General features: G+C 35.5%; 17 protein-coding genes. 7 read left to right on the forward strand and 10 right to left on the reverse strand.

Annotation, left to right across the window (positions count from 1 at the left end; translation table 11 throughout):
* Positions 1-101: 101 nt before the first annotated feature.
* The 5 genes from J7604_RS12385 to J7604_RS12400 all read right to left on the reverse strand — a co-directional run bounded on the left by J7604_RS12385 (position 102) and on the right by J7604_RS12400 (position 3296).
* Complete coding sequence (locus J7604_RS12385) at positions 102-641, reverse strand: hypothetical protein (RefSeq protein ID WP_293896373.1); 540 nt, start codon at positions 639-641, stop codon at positions 102-104.
* Positions 642-722: 81 nt separating this feature from the next.
* Positions 723-1472 carry a hypothetical protein gene (locus J7604_RS12390; RefSeq protein WP_293896376.1) on the reverse strand — a complete coding sequence of 250 codons (750 nt, stop codon included), beginning with the start codon at positions 1470-1472 and terminating at the stop codon, positions 723-725.
* Positions 1473-1583: 111 nt separating this feature from the next.
* The gene (locus J7604_RS27055) at positions 1584-1757 is read right to left on the reverse strand and encodes a hypothetical protein (protein ID WP_367113566.1); all 174 of its coding nucleotides are present in this window, start codon (positions 1755-1757) and stop codon (positions 1584-1586) included.
* The gene (locus J7604_RS12395) at positions 1715-2131 is read right to left on the reverse strand and encodes a hypothetical protein (RefSeq protein ID WP_293896379.1); all 417 of its coding nucleotides are present in this window, start codon (positions 2129-2131) and stop codon (positions 1715-1717) included. Before J7604_RS12395 ends, J7604_RS27055 begins: the two co-directional genes overlap by 43 nt.
* Before the next feature lie 43 nt (positions 2132-2174).
* Entirely contained in the window at positions 2175-3296 is a 1122-nt protein-coding gene (locus J7604_RS12400) for a hypothetical protein (protein WP_293896382.1), read from the reverse strand.
* 577 nt (positions 3297-3873) lie between these two features.
* Here J7604_RS12400 and J7604_RS12405 point away from each other — a divergent pair.
* The 5 genes from J7604_RS12405 (at position 3874) to J7604_RS12425 (ending at position 11532) form a co-directional block, all read left to right on the forward strand.
* A complete protein-coding gene (locus tag J7604_RS12405) occupies positions 3874-5607 on the forward strand; it encodes an amino acid permease (protein ID WP_293896385.1) in 1734 nt (577 codons plus the stop codon).
* Between the two features lie 67 nt (positions 5608-5674).
* Entirely contained in the window at positions 5675-6151 is a 477-nt protein-coding gene (locus J7604_RS12410; protein ID WP_293896388.1) for a DUF2062 domain-containing protein, read from the forward strand.
* Positions 6152-6397: 246 nt separating this feature from the next.
* The gene (locus J7604_RS12415) at positions 6398-9625 is read left to right on the forward strand and encodes a caspase family protein (RefSeq protein ID WP_293896391.1); all 3228 of its coding nucleotides are present in this window, start codon (positions 6398-6400) and stop codon (positions 9623-9625) included.
* A gap of 103 nt (positions 9626-9728) precedes the next feature.
* Positions 9729-10763, forward strand: coding sequence for a hypothetical protein (locus J7604_RS12420; protein ID WP_293896394.1), 1035 nt, complete (start codon positions 9729-9731; stop codon positions 10761-10763).
* Positions 10764-10953: 190 nt separating this feature from the next.
* A complete protein-coding gene (locus J7604_RS12425) occupies positions 10954-11532 on the forward strand; it encodes a hypothetical protein (RefSeq protein WP_293896397.1) in 579 nt (192 codons plus the stop codon).
* Positions 11533-11616: 84 nt separating this feature from the next.
* On the opposite strand, the gene J7604_RS12430 is transcribed toward J7604_RS12425, so the two are convergent.
* The 3 genes from J7604_RS12430 to J7604_RS12440 form a co-directional block, all read right to left on the reverse strand.
* Positions 11617-11823, reverse strand: a complete 207-nt coding sequence (locus J7604_RS12430) for a heavy metal-associated domain-containing protein (protein WP_293896400.1) — start codon at positions 11821-11823, stop codon at positions 11617-11619.
* An 85-nt stretch (positions 11824-11908) separates the two neighbouring features.
* Positions 11909-14122: a cation-translocating P-type ATPase gene (locus J7604_RS12435; RefSeq protein WP_293896403.1), complete on the reverse strand. Its 2214-nt coding sequence runs from the start codon at positions 14120-14122 to the stop codon at positions 11909-11911.
* 300 nt (positions 14123-14422) lie between these two features.
* Positions 14423-14989 (reverse strand): AraC family transcriptional regulator, encoded by a 567-nt coding sequence (locus J7604_RS12440; RefSeq protein ID WP_293896406.1) that lies wholly within the window; start codon positions 14987-14989, stop codon positions 14423-14425.
* 180 nt (positions 14990-15169) lie between these two features.
* On the opposite strand from J7604_RS12440, the gene J7604_RS12445 reads away from it, so the two are divergent.
* Both J7604_RS12445 and J7604_RS12450 read left to right on the forward strand, forming a co-directional pair.
* The gene (locus J7604_RS12445) at positions 15170-15679 is read left to right on the forward strand and encodes a heavy metal-associated domain-containing protein (RefSeq protein WP_293896409.1); all 510 of its coding nucleotides are present in this window, start codon (positions 15170-15172) and stop codon (positions 15677-15679) included.
* Positions 15676-16644, forward strand: a complete 969-nt coding sequence (locus J7604_RS12450; RefSeq protein ID WP_293896411.1) for a hypothetical protein — start codon at positions 15676-15678, stop codon at positions 16642-16644. Before J7604_RS12445 ends, J7604_RS12450 begins: the two co-directional genes overlap by 4 nt.
* Here J7604_RS12450 and J7604_RS12455 read toward each other — a convergent pair.
* Entirely contained in the window at positions 16641-17180 is a 540-nt protein-coding gene (locus J7604_RS12455; protein ID WP_293896414.1) for a hypothetical protein, read from the reverse strand. The two genes, J7604_RS12450 and J7604_RS12455, sit on opposite strands and share 4 nt — an antisense overlap.
* Before the next feature lie 195 nt (positions 17181-17375).
* Positions 17376-17885 (reverse strand): hypothetical protein, encoded by a 510-nt coding sequence (locus J7604_RS12460; protein WP_293896417.1) that lies wholly within the window; start codon positions 17883-17885, stop codon positions 17376-17378.
* Between the last annotated feature and the right edge of the window lie 4 nt (positions 17886-17889).

The raw sequence follows: 17889 nt of genomic DNA on the forward strand, positions 1-17889 counted from the left end.
CCCACTAAAAACATTATTAACTGTTTATTAATAATTTGAAGCATATTTTAATGCATTTGAGATTTATTAATTAAAAGAAAATATTTACTTAGGAACGCTTATTAATTTCTTCTTGTAAAATATTCCCAAATGCTGCTATCCTTCATAAAAGAAATACATCCACTCGTATATATTGTATAATACTTATCAGTATACTTTCTAAAAGTATCAATCATATTAAATCTGTCTTCAAACTTTAATGTCTTGCTTTCTTCATAAAAATCCTCTCCAAATCCATTATCTGTAATTCCGAGATTTTCATAAGTCTTTATTTGATCACCAAAAATTAGGTATTGCTCATTATGGATAAAATTCTCTGAACAATTTCCATTTGTTGTTTGATTAATAAATATTGTATCTGATTTTAATTCACCTTTCAATACAGAGTCAACCTTTACAAGAATTGTAATACCGATAAACTTGGGATTTTTTGAACGATAATATGTAGTATCTATATTTTGAATTGGATGTCCAATAATAACTAAATCAGAGCTATTGAATAAGCCATCCATGGCATCATTTGAATTAAAAAACATACAACTACACGCAAATGATGTTTGGATTGTTGTAATCAATAAAATTGTAAATAAATATTTTCTCATGTTGTAGAATATTTTTTGTGAAGGATTTAAAAGTAATTAATTATTAGCATGGCTAATGATGCACACTAAAATTCTCATTACTTATTTACTCATGACAGTTGTCAAAAACCCTTTATCAAATATGTGCGCATATTTATCAAAGGGAATAATAACTTCTTCACATGCGAAATGGATACCCCAACTTAAATTCCAATAAATAGCTACTCCTTCCTTTTTTATTGCTACGGGAAAATTGAGTGCACTTGTAAAATGAAACAATTGGGGATTATGAACTTCTCCATACTCTTCGAATAAAGTAGGAACAGTTTTCTTCAATTGACTTATTGAGATATTGTAGACATTAGTATCGAATTGAGTTTTAATTACATCCTTTAACAATAAGGTCTTCCTTTTACCCAAATCAAAGGTTAATGCTATCCAATCATGATTAGAACTGCTTCCCGCACCTGAATACTCATCAGTATAAAAAGTAAAACTGAGATACATTGAATTTTTATAGTTTAAATCATACCTCAAATAAATTCCTGACGGACGGTCTTCACATTTATAATTCCAGTTAACCTTTTTAGAACCCTTAAACTCATATACCCCGGCAGTCTTTCGAATGGTAGTGTTCAGGTATATGTTTAAAGTTTCGTCCGGTGTTTTGACTAAGGGATAGGATATTACTTTTTCTTCACTTATAACCGAATCATAATCAATTTCACACACAAAATTCCCATGATCGTACTCATATTCATAGTACTGCTTAGTTGTTATACTAATTTTATTTGTATCAATCTGTCCGTAAACATTTGTACATAAAAGGAAAAGAAAAAATACTCTTATCATCTTAAAATCCCTGCTTGCAATTAGGGTTAAATATATTCTCTATTTTAAATTTACACAGTATTCCAAATATGCCACACACTCTAACCAGGCGAAAATACAAAGAGCCATGCTTTATTCTTCATCATCAACATATTCAACAAATTTTAATTTTCTATTTGTAAAGTCGAAGTAATTATAGAAGGCAAGTGTATAGTCAGTTTCAGGTTTGCTAATAACTCCAAAGAGTTCAATTTTATCTTTATCTATCTTATTAAACCAATAGTTGTGAAAAATAGCAATATCCATAAACTCCTGGTCTGCATAATTGGAAAACTGACTTTTCTGAATACGGTATCTAAAAGAATTTGTGAATCTTGTTTAATTAGCGCAATTTCCGCATCTCTATAATTATCAAATTGTTTGTTACCACCTTCTTCGTATACAAGAGTAACATAACTATCAAGATGCGTTTTCTTAATTGTAATTTGTATCTGCCTGTCAGCTATTAAAGTATCAAATATTTCAGTCTCTTTTATCTCGGGAAAGAATCTTTCTGATATCGTATTTTTTAAAGTCTTGGCGGAACTATCTAAAGGCTCAGCATTTGTCGATGTCTTATCTTCCTGTGAAGTACATGCAATGGAAAAAGCAAAAATCAAAATGTATACACAGTTTCTCATTTGTCTTCTTTATTCTTAAGGATAGCCATAGGTTTATTTTATTTCATTTATATACTTCAAATATCATTTCAAAAACATTATATTTATAAGGCTCCCCGTCTTTAGGAATAAAATCAACATGAAGAATTAATTTTAATTCATTAACTCCTAATTCTTGTATTCTAAATCTAATTCTACCTTGAAAACTCTCGATTTCAATTCTATCATCTGTTATTGAATAGTTCGATATTAAAGGTTCTTCATCTTCTTTGTATATTATGGTTGCAAAATTATTTTCAGAGAAATCTATTATTTGAAATAAATCTATTATAATAGTAATATTTTGAAGAATATAGTTTGCTTTTTTTAACTTCCATACCTTATGAACCGTTAGTTCGGATTCGATCTTTAAAGATCTTTTTAATAAACCCTCTTTAATTTCCCTAATCCGCTCTTCGTCTAACTTTTTAACTATTAGCCATTCATCAAATCCATAATGCGTGTTACCTCTTGTCTCAGTATTGAAATAATTATCGGGTCGAAATAATGCGCTAAACACAGAATTTTTAGCATCACCTTGAGTATCCGGATAAATAAGAGAAACACCTTCAACCTTCTCAATATTCACCTCATATGGAATGAATTTTAAAGAAGGAAAGTATTCTATAATTTTTTTCTGAAGCATATTAAATGGTTCCTGATATTCCATGTAAGGTGATACAGTAACTACAAGATTTGCTTCGTAAGAACTGCTTGAATTTTCTTTATCCCAATTAAAGTGTTCTTCTAAAGTAATTTCAGCTTTATCAATACCCAAAATAGTATAGAATGGACCTAACAGACTTATAAAAAAATGTAATTCTTTTGTGTAGGTTAGATTATTATTCTTCTCTTCTTTCAGAATAACAATTCCAGAGTAGCAAGGATAGAAAGCAATTGTTGAATTATGGAATGGCTCTTTTAACTCTTCTTTTAAAAACTTCCTGAACTTTCCCCAACGCTCTCTATAATTTATCGTAAAAAAGTTTTCATTCAAAATTTCTTCAACTCTCTTCACTCCAACAAAATCCCTTATATCTTTTCCATTAAATTGATCAGGATTTTCAATTGGAAAATATTTACCTAAAGTTTCATGTATAGAACTAAAATCATGTTTGATATATCCCCAATTAAATTTGTCCGCCATGTTTTTTAATTAATGCCACTTAATTTCCCCTATTAAACTTACCCAAATACTTCCAATCCTCAAAGCATTCACGTCGTACTTCCTCCCTTTCAATTTTCAATTTCCAAAATCTCATCTACGATCCGAGAATTCCGTTTGAGCTACTCCCGAGCCATCCGGAAGTTCTGATAATTCAATTTACGGATGGCACAATCAAATTTGCCGCTCCGACAATCGAATTATCCAGGCCGATAATTCAATTTGCCGCCCGCATGAACCAATAAGGAGGTCCGCTAATTCTATTTGCCGAACCGCATTGTCAATTAGCAGTTTCGATAATTGTATTTGCCGCCCAGATAATTCGATTTGACACTCAGATAATTCAATTTGCCGCTCAGATCATTGACTTGTACGAGCGGCGAATTCAATTTGCCATACCGCATTTTCAATTTGCGGAACGCCAGATTCAATTTGCTGCCCTTCTACTTCAAATTTCCATCTCCAATTCGGCCAAACAACTCCTCAAAACACCATTTCCCACACCGGATTTTTCGGTTTAAGCATAATACTTTATCTTTCATGTCAGAAAGACAATCCATTGAAAGCAAAAGATTTTTTCAGAAAAAAGACCATTGAAGATTCTATCAGGAGTACTGTAGAAATCGAACAACTTGAAAACCATACCCTCTCCAGATCCTTAAAACTGAGAGACCTCACTTCATTTGGCATTGCAGCGATTGTGGGAGCCGGAATTTTCAGTACTATTGGTAATGCCAGTGCCTCTGGCGGACCTGCAGTATCTTTGTTATTTGTCTTTACCGCAATTGCCTGTCTTTTCTCGGCCCTTTGCTATGCCGAATTCGCGTCTTCTGTTCCAGTTGCCGGAAGTGCTTATACTTATGCTTATGTGTCATTCGGAGAACTTCTGGCCTGGATTATAGGGTGGGATTTATTGATGGAATATGCAATTGGTAATGTTGCTGTAGCTATTTCCTGGTCAGATTATTTTACGTCCCTCCTAAAAGGTTTCGGATTGCAACTTCCCGAATACCTCACCATGGATTTTCTGACTGCTTCCAGGGCTTATTCTGAAGTAACTGTACTGCTAAATACTGGTACACCTTCTGCCAATATTAAACCTTTGCTGATGGAAGGATACAATGCATGGAGAAATGCACCATCGATAAATGGTATTCATATCGTGTTTGATTTTCCTGCTTTTATTATCACAGCTCTAATCACAGTTTTGGTTTATATTGGTATAAAGGAAAGTAAAGTCACCGGAAATATTCTTGTTGGAATTAAATTGCTGGTGATATTGCTATTTGTCGCAGCAGGTGCGTTTTATGTACAGCCTGAAAACTGGAGTCCCTTTGCTCCTAACGGAATCAGTGGGGTGATGAAAGGAGTTTCTGCTGTATTTTTTGCGTATATCGGCTTCGATGCTGTATCTACTACTGCTGAAGAAGCTATCGATCCTAAGAAGGATTTACCCAAAGCAATGTTCCTTTCCCTTCTGATTTGTACGATATTATATGTTGTAGTAACGCTGATACTTACTGGTATGGTAACGTACAGCGAACTTGCAGTGGGCGATCCATTGGCATATGCATTTGAGAAATACAATCTTAGTTTTCTATCCGGCATCATTGCTTTTAGCGCTGTTATAGCTATGACCAGTGTATTGCTTGTATTTCAGCTGGGCCAGCCAAGGATATGGCTAAGCATGAGCAGAGATGGACTGCTGCCTCGAGTTTTTGCCAGAATTCATCCTAAATTCAAAACACCATCATTCTCCACTATTGTCACTGGCTTTGTTGTAGCTCTGCCTGCGATGTTCATGAATCTTACAGAAGTAACGGATTTATGCAGTATAGGTACTTTATTTGCTTTTGCTATTGTATGCGCTGGAGTGATGATAAATCCGCCTCAAGCAGCAAACTCTTTTAAGGTAAAATATATCAATGGAAAAATCATTCTCCCTCTTTTGTTCTTTGCAACATTACTCCTTGTACTGATTGTGAAAAGTCCGGCTTTAATTTATATCAATATGACAGGAGATTATTTATATCCATTAAAAAAAGAATTCCCTATCATCATCTTCATTATAATCTTCGCAATTACTGCCTGGTATGCTTTCAAAAAAAATCTATCCCTCATTCCGGCTCTCGGATTCCTTATCAATCTTTACCTCATGACAGAACTTGGAGCAACTAACTGGAGCCGCTTTCTGATATGGCTTGTACTCGGATTGATCTTTTATCTTTTTTACGGAAGACACAGAAGTCACCTGAATAAAAAGGCAACAGATCAGGCTTCTATAACCCTGTAATTGAAGGCATTTAAGCTTCTGATGATTAAATTAAAAACAAATAGGAAAGGATTTTACTTTGCTTAGTATGAACCTTTCTTTACTGCGTAAGACTAAGTTTGTCAGATTTCTTACTAATTTCATTAAACAGGGTGCAACACCTGAAAAAATTGCTTTGACTGTAGCTCTTGGAGTGATTCTAGGAGCCTTTCCGGTTATCGGTCCTACAACATTGCTTTGCACACTAGCTGCATTGATATTCAGGGTAAATTTACCTGCAATTCAGTTTATCAACTATACTACTTATCCAATTCAAATTATCACCATTCTGCCTTTTTACAAATTCGGTGCTTATATCTTCGGAGATAAAACTTTTAATATCCCATTGGAAGAATTTACCGGAATGTTTCGTAAGGACATCTGGGGCTCTCTGCTTTTCTTTGGAAATGCGATATATCATGCTATTGTCGCGTGGTGCCTGGTTGCACCCATTGCAGGAGGATTGATCTACTTCACAGTTTTATATTTATTCAAAAAATTCTCAGGGAAAAAGCAGATTGTTTAGCGATACATTCTATGTTATCTTATGTATTTTCTGATCCACCGAAAGATGATTATCAGTATACAGAGAAACACGAAGAAACACAGATATACATAGAGTGTGCATTACAATTTTTAATTTTTTACTCTTAATAAAACTCAGTTTCAAATCTTTAGAAGAGGAAATAAAATTTTCATTTATATTATTTACTATGCTGCTCATATAACCTTAAAAACTTGTAAATTAGATTATTATTACCTAATCTCATTTATGAAAAAGCTGTTTATCACAGTATTCCTTTATTCTGGTTTAATAACAGGACTTATAGCTCAAAACAATGTCGAAACTGTTTTACAGAAAGGACATTTTGCTTCCATTAAGTGTATTGAAATTGATCCGGAGGGAACCTTACTGGCAACTGGTAGCAAGGACAAAACAGCCAAGCTTTGGGACATCAATTCCGGGAGGGAAATAAGAAGTTTTATCGGACATACACATTCTGTAACCAGAGTCCGCTTCAGCAGCGATAGTAAATATCTTGTGACAAGTAGTATTGATGGAACTGCAAAAGTATGGGAAGTAGCAACTGGCAAATTTATTTTCTCCACACCTTCTACTGATAAGGTTTTAACTGACGCGGTATTTTCTCCTGATGGGAAATTACTACTTACTTCCGGCTTTGCAGAGGTTGTTTCTATATATGACTTTCCTTCAGGAAACCTTATTAAAACAATAGAAACCAATCCTGATCAGGGATTAGGACTTGGCGTACATATTCAATTCAGCAAAGACGGAAAACTTTGTGCCATAGGAGAAGATAATCGTACTACTAAAGTCTACGAAACTTTAAGCTGGTCACTATTGAATACATTCAAGCCGGAGCAGGGATGGTGTGGAGGATGCGGTACTTATAATGTATTCACCAAAGATGGTAATACCCTTATAAAACTTTCCTCCAACAGCAAAGCAGAAGAATACGATATTAAATCAGGCAAACTCCTGATGACTTATGGTAATGAGTTAAAAGATGTAACAGGAGTTGACCTTAGCAATAATGATCGTTTCATTCTCACAGCAGAAGAAAAAGTTGCTTTGATTTTTAATCGTGGACAAAAAGATTCCATTGCTTTCTTCCCAGCTCCTGAGGGTCATGAAATCACAGCGGCTGCTTTAGGAAAAGGCAGTGAGTCTGTCTTTATAGCATCTGATGACAATGTTGTTACCGAATTCAATAAAGTAACAGGCAAAAAAATCAAACCATTTAAAGGTTTGCTAAATGAAAATGATGACAATGATCTGGGCTACGACCCTAATAGCTATTGGCATTCCCATATCACTAAATATTTAAGGTTAAAGAACAAAGTCGTTCTTCTCCCTAATGGAAAAGAGATTATAAGAACCAAATCCGGGAAAGAAGTTAAGGTCTGGGACATTGCAACAGGCATACCACAGACCAAATTCTCAGACCATGCAAAACCTGTTATATCTCTTGACATAACTAAAGACGGAAAGACCATCGTCTCAGGAGACTCCAAAGGAGGTGTAAAAATCTGGTCACTGGATAAAGGTCAAAAGATATTTGATCTGAAAGGTCATAATGAACCTGTATTTGATGTGAAATATAGTCCGGACGAATCTACTATTACCACAACCGGATGGGATGCCACCATCAATGTTTTCGATTCTAAAAACGGAAACCTTGTTAATCGGATTGATCTTAACAACAACTCTGCCTACACATTTTCCTATACTCCCGACGGCTTATATCTTGTACTTGCCAGACTAGACAAAACCCTTGAACTGTTTGAGCCTGATTCTAAGACAAGAGTAAAATCATTCATAGGTCACACTGACATCGTATCATCTATTTCCTTTCACCCTACTCAGCCACATATAATGATGAGCAGTTCATGGGATGGCACTACACGAGTGTGGGATATCAAAACAGGGTTGATGCTAAAAAAGCTCAACGGAATCTCTACCCCTGTTCATGCTGCATTATTCACTCCTGATGGGTCACAGGTGATCACAGCAGGAGATGACAGAATCATCAGGATATGGGACTGGCAAAGCGGTAAAGTCATAAAGCAATTGGAAGGCCATAAAGCAGAGATCAGTAATTTGACCCTTAGCGCTGATGGCAAGATGTTACTTAGCTCTTCACTGGATGGATCTGTCAAATTCTGGAACCTGGAAAAAGGTCATGAGTTTTTCGAGCATATTTATATCAAAAACAAAGACTGGATGGTACTAACGAAGGAAGGTTATTTTAATGGTACTTCAGGAGCTATGGATTATGTGCACTTTGTAAAAGGAACTCAGTTATATTCTACCGAACAGCTGATTGAAAAATTCTATAAGCCGGATCTTCTGCCTTCCCTATTTAACAACCGGGGAACAGGCATGCATAAGAGCGTGGACGATTTATTAAAGAACACGCCTCCCCCGGCAGTAAAAATCACAGCCTTAAAAACCGAAGGCAAAGCTGAAGCTGAAGTATACATTAAAGTAACAGATAACGGAGGAGGCACAGATGAAATTAAAGTATTGCATAACGGAAAGCGCATCTCTTTTGGTAATGTTAAAAATCTACCCAATAAAAAAGGGGAACATGTCGTATTAAAGGAAACAGTATCTCTTGTCCACGGAGTGAATATTTTTGAAGCAAGTGCATTCAGCAAAGAACGTATAGAGTCTTCTGCATCTTATTCAGAACTGCATTCTGAAACCGGAGAGCTTGCCAGCACTTGTCATATACTGGCAATAGGAATTGACAAATACAAAAACCCATCTATGACACTCACATTTGCAAGAGAAGATGCTGAAGCTATCACTGAAATGCTTAAAGAAAAAAGTCAGAAGATGTTTAAGAAAATCGAGGTCACTTCATTGTATGATGAAGAAGCTACAAAGGCCAATATCCTGAAAAAGTTAAGTGACCTTTCCAAAAACATTCAGAAGAACGATGTATTCATCTTTTACTATGCAGGACATGGAAGCATGACAGAAGAGCAGTTCTTCTTCATCCCATCTGAATGTACAAGATTATACGAGAAAAATACGCTTGCAAAAGAAGCTATAGAAGCTTCCGAACTACAACAGAAATTCAAAGAGATCAAAGCACTTAAGCAAATCATAATTATGGATGCTTGTCATTCGGGAGGCTCAATAGAATTCCTTGCATCCAGAGGGGGCATTGAAGAAAAGGCTATTGCTCAACTCGCAAGAAGTTCAGGGATACATGTGCTGGCATCGGCAGGAAGCAATGAAACAGCAATAGAAGTAAGTGAACTGGGCCATGGATTATTTACTTATATTTTACTTCATGCCTTGAAAGGCGAAGCTGACGGAGCTCCAAAAGATGGAAAAGTTACGGTATATGAACTAAAGTCCTTTCTGGACGATCAGATTCCTGAAATGAATAAGAAGTATCATGGAAAATCTCAATATCCATATACCTTTTCCAAGGGGCATGATTTTCCAATTGTTATAGAGTAAAATATCACATCTATTGATGTCATCGCTTGGAGCTATGGCATCAATAGACTCGTCCCTCCCCTCCATGACCAATCGGAGGACATCATCATAAAATGAATAATGAGTGTTAAATGGGGAATATATTCTATATGGTGTTTTTTCAGAAATTATGTTTTTATATACAAATCAGATGCTTAGGAGATTACTTAATTTATTTGGAATATTTAAAGAAAAACGCCCCCCTCTAACGCCTGCAAATAGCAGATTTAGGCAGGAATCTCATATTAGAGACTTTGAATTAGAAGACATACTAATTGAAGTTGCTCAAGAGTTTGATGACATTAATAGATTTAAGAAGGCTGCAAAAAACATCTCATCCCGATTAGAATTTAATAGAGCAAAGGAACTGACTAGGTATTTCCATAATAATCCACCAGAACCCGATACGCTGAAATCTAAAACCAGTAAATATGGATACTTCGGAGTTTGGATGAATATATGCCAGAATTCAGTTTTCGAAATTCTTTTCAATTATAAAGAACAAGCCATACCAATTTTATATTCTATAGGATTTGGGGAATATGATTGGACTCAGTATAAAGCAATAGATGTACTCTGCAGAATTGCAATAGATGGAATTCAAACTAAGAAGATAGTAAAAGATATAGGTGACGAAATATTAAACTTTAGGTATGAAGCTGCTTTCCCTTCGGTAGAGTCAATTTCAAAAATTCCAAGTAATGAAGAAGTCCAATTGATTTTGCTTAAAGTATTTGAGGAATATTCAAAGAATGATCCAATTGACGGATTACATATTCTACAATTATCAATAACCAATTATCCCGATTTTACCAAAAGCAAACTTGCTTTTATTAAAAATATAGCACAGGGAAAAGGAATTGAGAATCGCTCTCCGCTACTTGATGGAGCAGTATTGTCAATAGATCCAGAAGGGAATGAAGGCTACTTTATTGGTGGAGAAAAAATCGATGGAAATTTTGAGGAAACTCACAGAGTAAATGCTACAATTTTATATTACCTCCTGGATAAGAGAGATAACGACATTAACGAACTTATGAATTTTTGGGAAAGAAATATTAAAGAGGATTCTCTTAGAAATAAGATAAAGGATTTGAGAAATCAGAGAACCGAAATTTAACACAGGATATACATCAAGCAGAACTGACTGGGTAAACTTAATAATAACTGATAACGTTCAGTTTATAGTAGTCTCTTCTGATCAGCCAAGCCTCTCCTTCCTATAACTCACTCATTCAGAGAAAAAAGCATTACACAAAAAACTTCATATCTATTCCCTGAGTTACTCCTATAGGGATTGTGGGAGTGATATGATCAGGAAATTTATAAACATTGCAGCTCTTTACCTTTTGTTATCTGCAGGTAAACCATCGGAAAGCTTATCTCCAAAGGACTGTTGCAAGCCCAGTCTTTGGGACGAAGTTTTGAATATCGATACATTAAAAATCGGAGCAATACCTGTCTATACAGATACGCTTACATTGCTTTCCAGTTTAGGAGCTCCAGAGAAAACAAGTGTATGCGGCGCATCAGGATTGTACAGACCAGAAAAGTTTCCCCTTACAAATCCAATTTACATGTGGTCATATAAAGGAATTGATTTCCTTGTAAACGGAGACAAGGTAAATCTTAAGCTTGTCCGATTTACCGAAGCGCCCTCGACTCTGAGATTGACATATCCTTCATTAACGTTATGTCATTCAACCAGACTTGCAGATGTTAAAAAGATATTCCCGGTATCGGTCAGAATATCCTATGATTACTTTGATCCGGAAAGAAAGGAGACATTCAGATTGGTAAGGATCAATCCAAGGGAAGCATGGACCGATGAGTGGATTCTGAGATTTAAGGGAAACAGATTATATGAAGTTGAATTCTGGACTCCTTGAGCTGATTATCTATGTCTTCTCTGTGGAAGAAAAAATTACACAGAGAAAACACAGTGAAATTTAACATTGCTTATTACCAACAATTCAGGAAAGGATTTTATATCCAGCTTTGTCGAGTGTTTTCTGTACAATCTCAGGAGAAATATTTTCCCCCTTTACAGTCAGAATTTTATCGTTGGATTTTATATCGACATCCCATTCTTTTATTTCAGACGCCTCGTCTAAAGCTTTTCCAGCCTTTTCAACACAAGCTCCGCATTTGATATTTGTTTTAAATTGTAGAGTTTCCATGACTTACCTCGTTATTTATTTCTATAAAGTTAATGCTAATCTGAATTACGGTTCTTATATAATTTTGAATATTATTTACACTTAGTTAAAGTCTTACTGTTTTTAACCTCAGGCTATTCAATACAACTGACACACTGCTTAATGCCATTGCCAATCCGGCAAGCATTGGATTTAGAAGAAAACCATTAACAGGATACAATACGCCCGCAGCAAGAGGAATACCGATCAGGTTATAAATAAAGGCCCAGAAGAGATTCTGACGGATTGTATTCACTGTAAATTTACTTAGCTTAAAACTTTCAGGGATCAATCGTAAATCAGAAGACATCAAAGTTATCTTTGCTACATCCATGGCTATGTCGGATCCCTGGGCCATTGCAATACTAACATCTGCTAGCGCCAGAGCTTCTGCATCATTCACGCCGTCTCCAGCCATAGCTACAATTTTTCCATTATTCTTCAATTCCCTTACAAAGCTTGCTTTATCAGACGGTAATACTTCCGCTTTATACTTTTCAATTCCGGTTTTCTTTGCTATTGCTTCTGCTGTATGCATTGTGTCTCCAGTAAGCATGTAGATATCAATACCAAGATCCTTAATCTTTTGAATCGCATCATAAGAACCTTGCTTCACTTCATCAGCAACCGCAATTAGGGCCAGAACATTTTTATTCCGAACTAAATAAATCAAGGTTTTTGCTTCTGAACTATACTGCTTGGATATATTCTCTATATCAATTGATAATTCAGCCTTAATATCATTTTTAACAAAATTCCGGCTTCCTATAAAATAAATATCTCCTTTATATTGCACCTTAACACCTTTCCCAGTCTGACTTTCAAAATTCTCTAATGCAACTTCAGATGTATTTCTTTCTTTATAATATTGCACGACTGCCTCTGCCAGTGGATGTCCCGATTTACGCTCTGCTGTCAAAATGATTCCTTCAAGCAAAGTTTTACTTTCAATATTCTCCTTCCAGTAAACATCTGTTACTTTAGGTCTTCCCATTGTGATAGTTCCTGTTTTATCCAAAACCAGCACCTGCGTTTTCTTTGCAAATTCCAGGCTCTCTGCATCTCTGATAAGAATACCTTTCTCCGCTCCTTTACCAATACCAACCATTATTGCAGTAGGTGTGGCTAATCCAAGAGCACATGGACAAGCAATTACAAGAACTGTAATCATAGCCAGTAATGCATGAGTGAAACTATGTTCTCCTCCGACTATAAACCATACCAGAAAAGTTAGAATTGCAATACCTATGACTATCGGAACAAATATTCCCGCTATCTTATCTGCAAGCTTCTGAACAGGTGCTTTTGACCCTTGAGCTTCCTGAACAGTTTTAATGATGCCTGCAAGCAAAGTTTCAGCACCTACTTTCTCTGCTTTCATTGTAAAGCTTCCCTTCTGATTCAGAGTTCCTGCAAATACCTTTGCACCTGTTATTTTCTCTGAAGGAATAGATTCACCTGTTATTGTACTTTCATCAACAAATGAATTACCTGAAATCACCAGCCCGTCGACGGGGATCTTTTCTCCTGAACGAATAATAATTTCATCACCTTTTACTACTTCCTCTATTTTCAATTCAATTTCAGAACTACCTCTGATAACCTTAACAGTTTTAGGTTGCAAGCCCATTAGCTTTTTGATAGCACTTCCTGTTTTCTGCTTTGCCTGCTCTTCAAGCAAGCGACCTAATAAGATAAATGCAATTACCACCGCAGCAGCTTCAAAATATACATCTGGGTGCACTCCTTGCTTCAAAAGGACTTCCGGAAATAATGTATTAAATGTACTGAAAGCGAAAGCTATACCGGTGCTCAAAGCAACAAGTGTATCCATATTGGTTTGACCGTGTTTAATTAATCGGAATGCATTGATAAAAAACTGCTTGCCAAAAATTAATATAACCGGTGCTGATAATAAAAGCATGATCTGATTGGCATATGGAGCCATATGAAAAAACATACCTATTATAACTACAGGAATAGCAAAAGCCAAAGACAAGAAAGCATTCATTTTAAGTTTTTTAAAATGCGCTGACTGCTCTACTTCAGACGACTTGTTTCCATCTTCTTCCAGGATCAAATCGTAACCAATGGATTGAACCGCCTCTTTTAGTTTCGCTGCTGGATACGCATTATCGTAAGTAACCTGAGCAGTAGATCCTGCATAATTCACATTAACATCTTTGACCTCCGGAATTGATTTTAAAATCGACTCCACACTTACAGCGCAGGAAGCACAACTCAAGCCTTCTACAGGAAAAATTTTTTTTATGGTACTCATAATTATTATCAGCTATTTTCAGAAGGACACATTTCCTCCTAACCCTAGCAAAGTAACAATTAAATGAAGGGAATTTGCTTACAAAATTATGGGAAAGAGTTGTAGATAAAAGCGGAAGGCTTAAAGCTTAAAGCGGAAGGTTTAAAGAGAAAGTGTTTGCATGAATACCAGGGATATTATTTTTTCCATAGTAAGTTTAAGGAGTTGAGTATATAACAAAAGGAGTTTTTTTAGAAGTATCTAAATAATAGAGCTAAGCTTATTGTCACTTCTGCTTTCCGCTTTAAGCTTTTCGCTCTTTCAACTTATATCATCAAGAGGCTTACGCTGATGGCCTTTAAGCTTTTTAAATTCGGAGGATGAAAAACCGGTGATCTGTTTGAATTGATTACTGAGGTGCGCTACACTGCTATACCCAAGCTTATACGCCAATTCACTCAAGGTAAGCTCATTATATATTAAATATTCTTTTACTTTTTCTATCTTTTGCAGGATTATATATTTTTCGATTGTAAGATTCTCTATTGAAGAAAATAAATTGGATAATGTGTGATAATCCTTACCTACTTCTTTTGCCAGAAATTCAGAATAGTTTACATCAAGCTCTCCTTCATGATGATGTATCTGCTCAATCAATAGTGTTTTAATCTTCTCAACTAGTTTAACTTTTTTATCTTCCAATAATTCAAAGCCATTTTCCTCCAACACTTCCTTTATTTTAGACATTTCAGGTTCTTTTGGAGCATCTATTACTACTTCCCCAAGACGTATATCTTTTACATTTACAGAAAGCTTTTCCAGCTCATCCTTAACCACTTTAATACAGCGGTTACAAACCATATTTTTGATGTATAAATGAAATTCCATAAGTCTTCAAATTATTTAACAAAATAAAAGATCGCTTCATTACTTCACAAATCTTTTGAAAGAAAGCTTGAAATTTTATGAATTAAAGAAATTAATTTCCTTAATTCACAAGCAATTAAAATAGATGAATAAGTTTTACAACAAAGTTGGATTTTAAGCGTTTCCACTTTTTTATGCCCTATGAAAACAAAATTCTTCCTTCTGACATTTTTAATCTTTTCAGGTTTCGCATCTATAGCCCAATTCAAATCAGCTAAAATAGGAATAGATGGCCTTACTTGTTCCATGTGCTCGAACAGTGTTGAAAAACTTCTACTCCAACTGGATTTTGTTGAGTCTGTAAAAATGGATCTAAACACGAATGAAGCAACTGTTATATTCCGCCAGAAATATAAAACTGATTTCAAAAAGGTTAGTCAAAAAATCTATGATTCAGGATTTTCTGTCAGAGAAATTTCAACATCCCTTAACTTTGATACTATCAACCTTGATGGAAATGCTTTTCAGGTCAATGGAGATAAATTTTATATTTTGAGTGAAGAGAAAGCCAACCTTTCTGGTGAAAGGTCATTCAGGTTTCTCGATAAGAATCTTATCAGCAAAAAAGAATTCAGTCATTGGTCGTATTTCATTAAGGAAAACGACAAGGTCCATAATGAAAAACAGAAAGCATACCACATCAGTCTATGAAAAAAATACTGATTTTATCTTTTCTTGTTCTTTCGTTCTTCAAAGGCATTTGCCAGGAGCTTTTCCCTTATGCTGAATCTGCAAGTAACATACCTAAGAATGTCCTTGGCATGCGTTTTTTATTTGAAGGATATAAAGAAATACCATCACAAAGACAAAGGAACTGGGGTGCGCTGAGGGCTATGTATGGTATTACCGGAAAAACAACTTTGATGGTGACAGCAGCAGGATCGAACCACCATCTGGCCAAATTCCCTGCGAACCTTCAAAATTATTTTGCAAATCACCATCAGCGAGTTTATAAACCAAATCCTTATCTACTGGAAGGTATTAATATTTATCTGAAACAACGAGTGATCAGCGTGGACGGCTTCCAGAAACATCTCAGAGTAGCTTTGTTCGGACAAGCATGCAAGTCCTTTGTACCACATGATGAATCAGAACCTTTTCTAATGGGTGATAATTCTGGCTATGGAGGAGGAGCAATTATCACTGGATTGTACAAGAGATTTGCGATATCCTTTACTTATGCATACGCTCATCCCTTGCTCTATAAAGACAAAGCTCAACAGATTACATTCCAGGCGGGAGACGCCAACAACTACGATATCTCATTAGGGTATCGTCTCTTCCCTTCAAAATACTCGACCTATAATGATTTGAATATAAATCTTTATGTAGAATTTGAGAATAGAAGCTACGGTGCTGCTGAGATGACAGTTAGAGATGCACTTTATGACTTTAGTTATTTAAAAAACTTTGACCAGAATGTTTACTATAGTCTTATGGATGGTAAATACTCAGAGATAAAACCTTCCATTCAATTGATCTTTAACTCAAATAACAGGATAGATATAGGATGTGCTTACCCTTTCTACAATAGATCTTACACTCATTTTTATCCCCTCTTTTTCTTTAATATTCAAAAGTATTTTTATTTCTCCAAAAAGAAGAAAAAAGTCTAATTCTTTCTTCCTGATTTAAGAAGATCAAACACAACTCCTGATACAATTGCATAAATAATGTAATGTACTCCACTTACAGATATTGATTGGGGCCCCCATTTCTTTATAGGAGGAGCAAGATGCAATTTGGGAAACATTACAAGTTCAGTTGTAAATACAGACGAAAAATGAATAGCATCTGCCAAAATTCCTTTTAAGCCGGCAGAACCAATAACTCCTCTTACTCCTCCCCATACTGTCCCATAGGCATAATGAATGATATTTATTAATTTCTCTTTGAGAATTAGCTTCACTGCCGGTAATAGATTTCGAACCGGAATACCTAATACCTTTCCTAAAGCCTGAAAAAGAGTATCATTTTCTGCTCTTTTCGTAAACTTCATTTCAAGTATCTGAGAAACATTCATTGCTGCAGTTCCGATAAATCCTGCAACCAAACCTCTTCCCAAGTCGCCAGCAAAAGTCCCTACTGAATAAATTGCTTCTTCTTTAAACCTATCCCCGATGCTTTTCCTTTTAAAATTCAATAGTCCCATATTCAAATTCATTTGTATTAAAAACATCAGGAGATAATCCTTGGTTCGAATTCCGTGGATAACCAATAATCCCTTTCCAGACAAGGAAAGCATCACCTATTTAGGATATTATCTTCATTCATTTGACTCACACTAAGGCCATGTAAAGCGATTTGCTTTAAAGAGAGCACATAATAAACTAGGTGGTAATAGATTCTACTTTCTTTCTGATTTGAGAAGATCAAACACAACTCCCGATACAAGAGCATAAACAATGTGGTGTACCCCACTTATAGAAATTTCCTTAGCCCCCCATTCCTTTACCGGAGGAGCAACTTTTAAACCTGGAAGCATTACTAATTCTGTTCCGAAAACTGAAGAAAAGTGTAAGGCATTTGCAGGAATACCTTTAAGCCCAAGAGTACCTATAATACCTCTAATACCTCCCCATGCTGTGCCATAAGTAAAATGTATACCATTTACCAGTTTACTTTTAGACTCATCATTATTAGCATGAACATCAAGTACTTTTTCTGCTGCTTTTAAAGGGGAATCGCTTCCTTCTCTTCCGGTAACTTTCATTTCTATTAACTGCGAAAGACTTATAGCTATAGTACCAACAAGTCCCGAAAACAGCCCCCTGCCAAGGTCGCCAGTAAAAGTTCCAACAGAATGTATAGCTTTATCTTTTAAGCTCTTTTTTCTTTTTCTGAATAAACGTATCATCAGT

The organism is Sporocytophaga sp. (assembly GCF_017745095.1).
In the GTDB taxonomy this organism is placed as follows: domain Bacteria; phylum Bacteroidota; class Bacteroidia; order Cytophagales; family Cytophagaceae; genus Sporocytophaga.

Coding starts and splice junctions, on each gene's coding strand:
- J7604_RS12385 (WP_293896373.1), bottom strand. CDS start 641: ATGAGAAAATATTTATTTACAATTTTATTGATTACAACAATCCAAACA.
- J7604_RS12390 (WP_293896376.1), bottom strand. CDS start 1,472: ATGATAAGAGTATTTTTTCTTTTCCTTTTATGTACAAATGTTTACGGA.
- J7604_RS27055 (WP_367113566.1), bottom strand. CDS start 1,757: ATGGATATTGCTATTTTTCACAACTATTGGTTTAATAAGATAGATAAA.
- J7604_RS12395 (WP_293896379.1), bottom strand. CDS start 2,131: ATGAGAAACTGTGTATACATTTTGATTTTTGCTTTTTCCATTGCATGT.
- J7604_RS12400 (WP_293896382.1), bottom strand. CDS start 3,296: ATGGCGGACAAATTTAATTGGGGATATATCAAACATGATTTTAGTTCT.
- J7604_RS12410 (WP_293896388.1), top strand. CDS start 5,675: ATGAACCTTTCTTTACTGCGTAAGACTAAGTTTGTCAGATTTCTTACT.
- J7604_RS12415 (WP_293896391.1), top strand. CDS start 6,398: ATGAAAAAGCTGTTTATCACAGTATTCCTTTATTCTGGTTTAATAACA.
- J7604_RS12425 (WP_293896397.1), top strand. CDS start 10,954: ATGATCAGGAAATTTATAAACATTGCAGCTCTTTACCTTTTGTTATCT.
- J7604_RS12430 (WP_293896400.1), bottom strand. CDS start 11,823: ATGGAAACTCTACAATTTAAAACAAATATCAAATGCGGAGCTTGTGTT.
- J7604_RS12435 (WP_293896403.1), bottom strand. CDS start 14,122: ATGAGTACCATAAAAAAAATTTTTCCTGTAGAAGGCTTGAGTTGTGCT.
- J7604_RS12440 (WP_293896406.1), bottom strand. CDS start 14,989: ATGGAATTTCATTTATACATCAAAAATATGGTTTGTAACCGCTGTATT.
- J7604_RS12445 (WP_293896409.1), top strand. CDS start 15,170: ATGAAAACAAAATTCTTCCTTCTGACATTTTTAATCTTTTCAGGTTTC.
- J7604_RS12450 (WP_293896411.1), top strand. CDS start 15,676: ATGAAAAAAATACTGATTTTATCTTTTCTTGTTCTTTCGTTCTTCAAA.
- J7604_RS12455 (WP_293896414.1), bottom strand. CDS start 17,180: ATGGGACTATTGAATTTTAAAAGGAAAAGCATCGGGGATAGGTTTAAA.
- J7604_RS12460 (WP_293896417.1), bottom strand. CDS start 17,885: ATGATACGTTTATTCAGAAAAAGAAAAAAGAGCTTAAAAGATAAAGCT.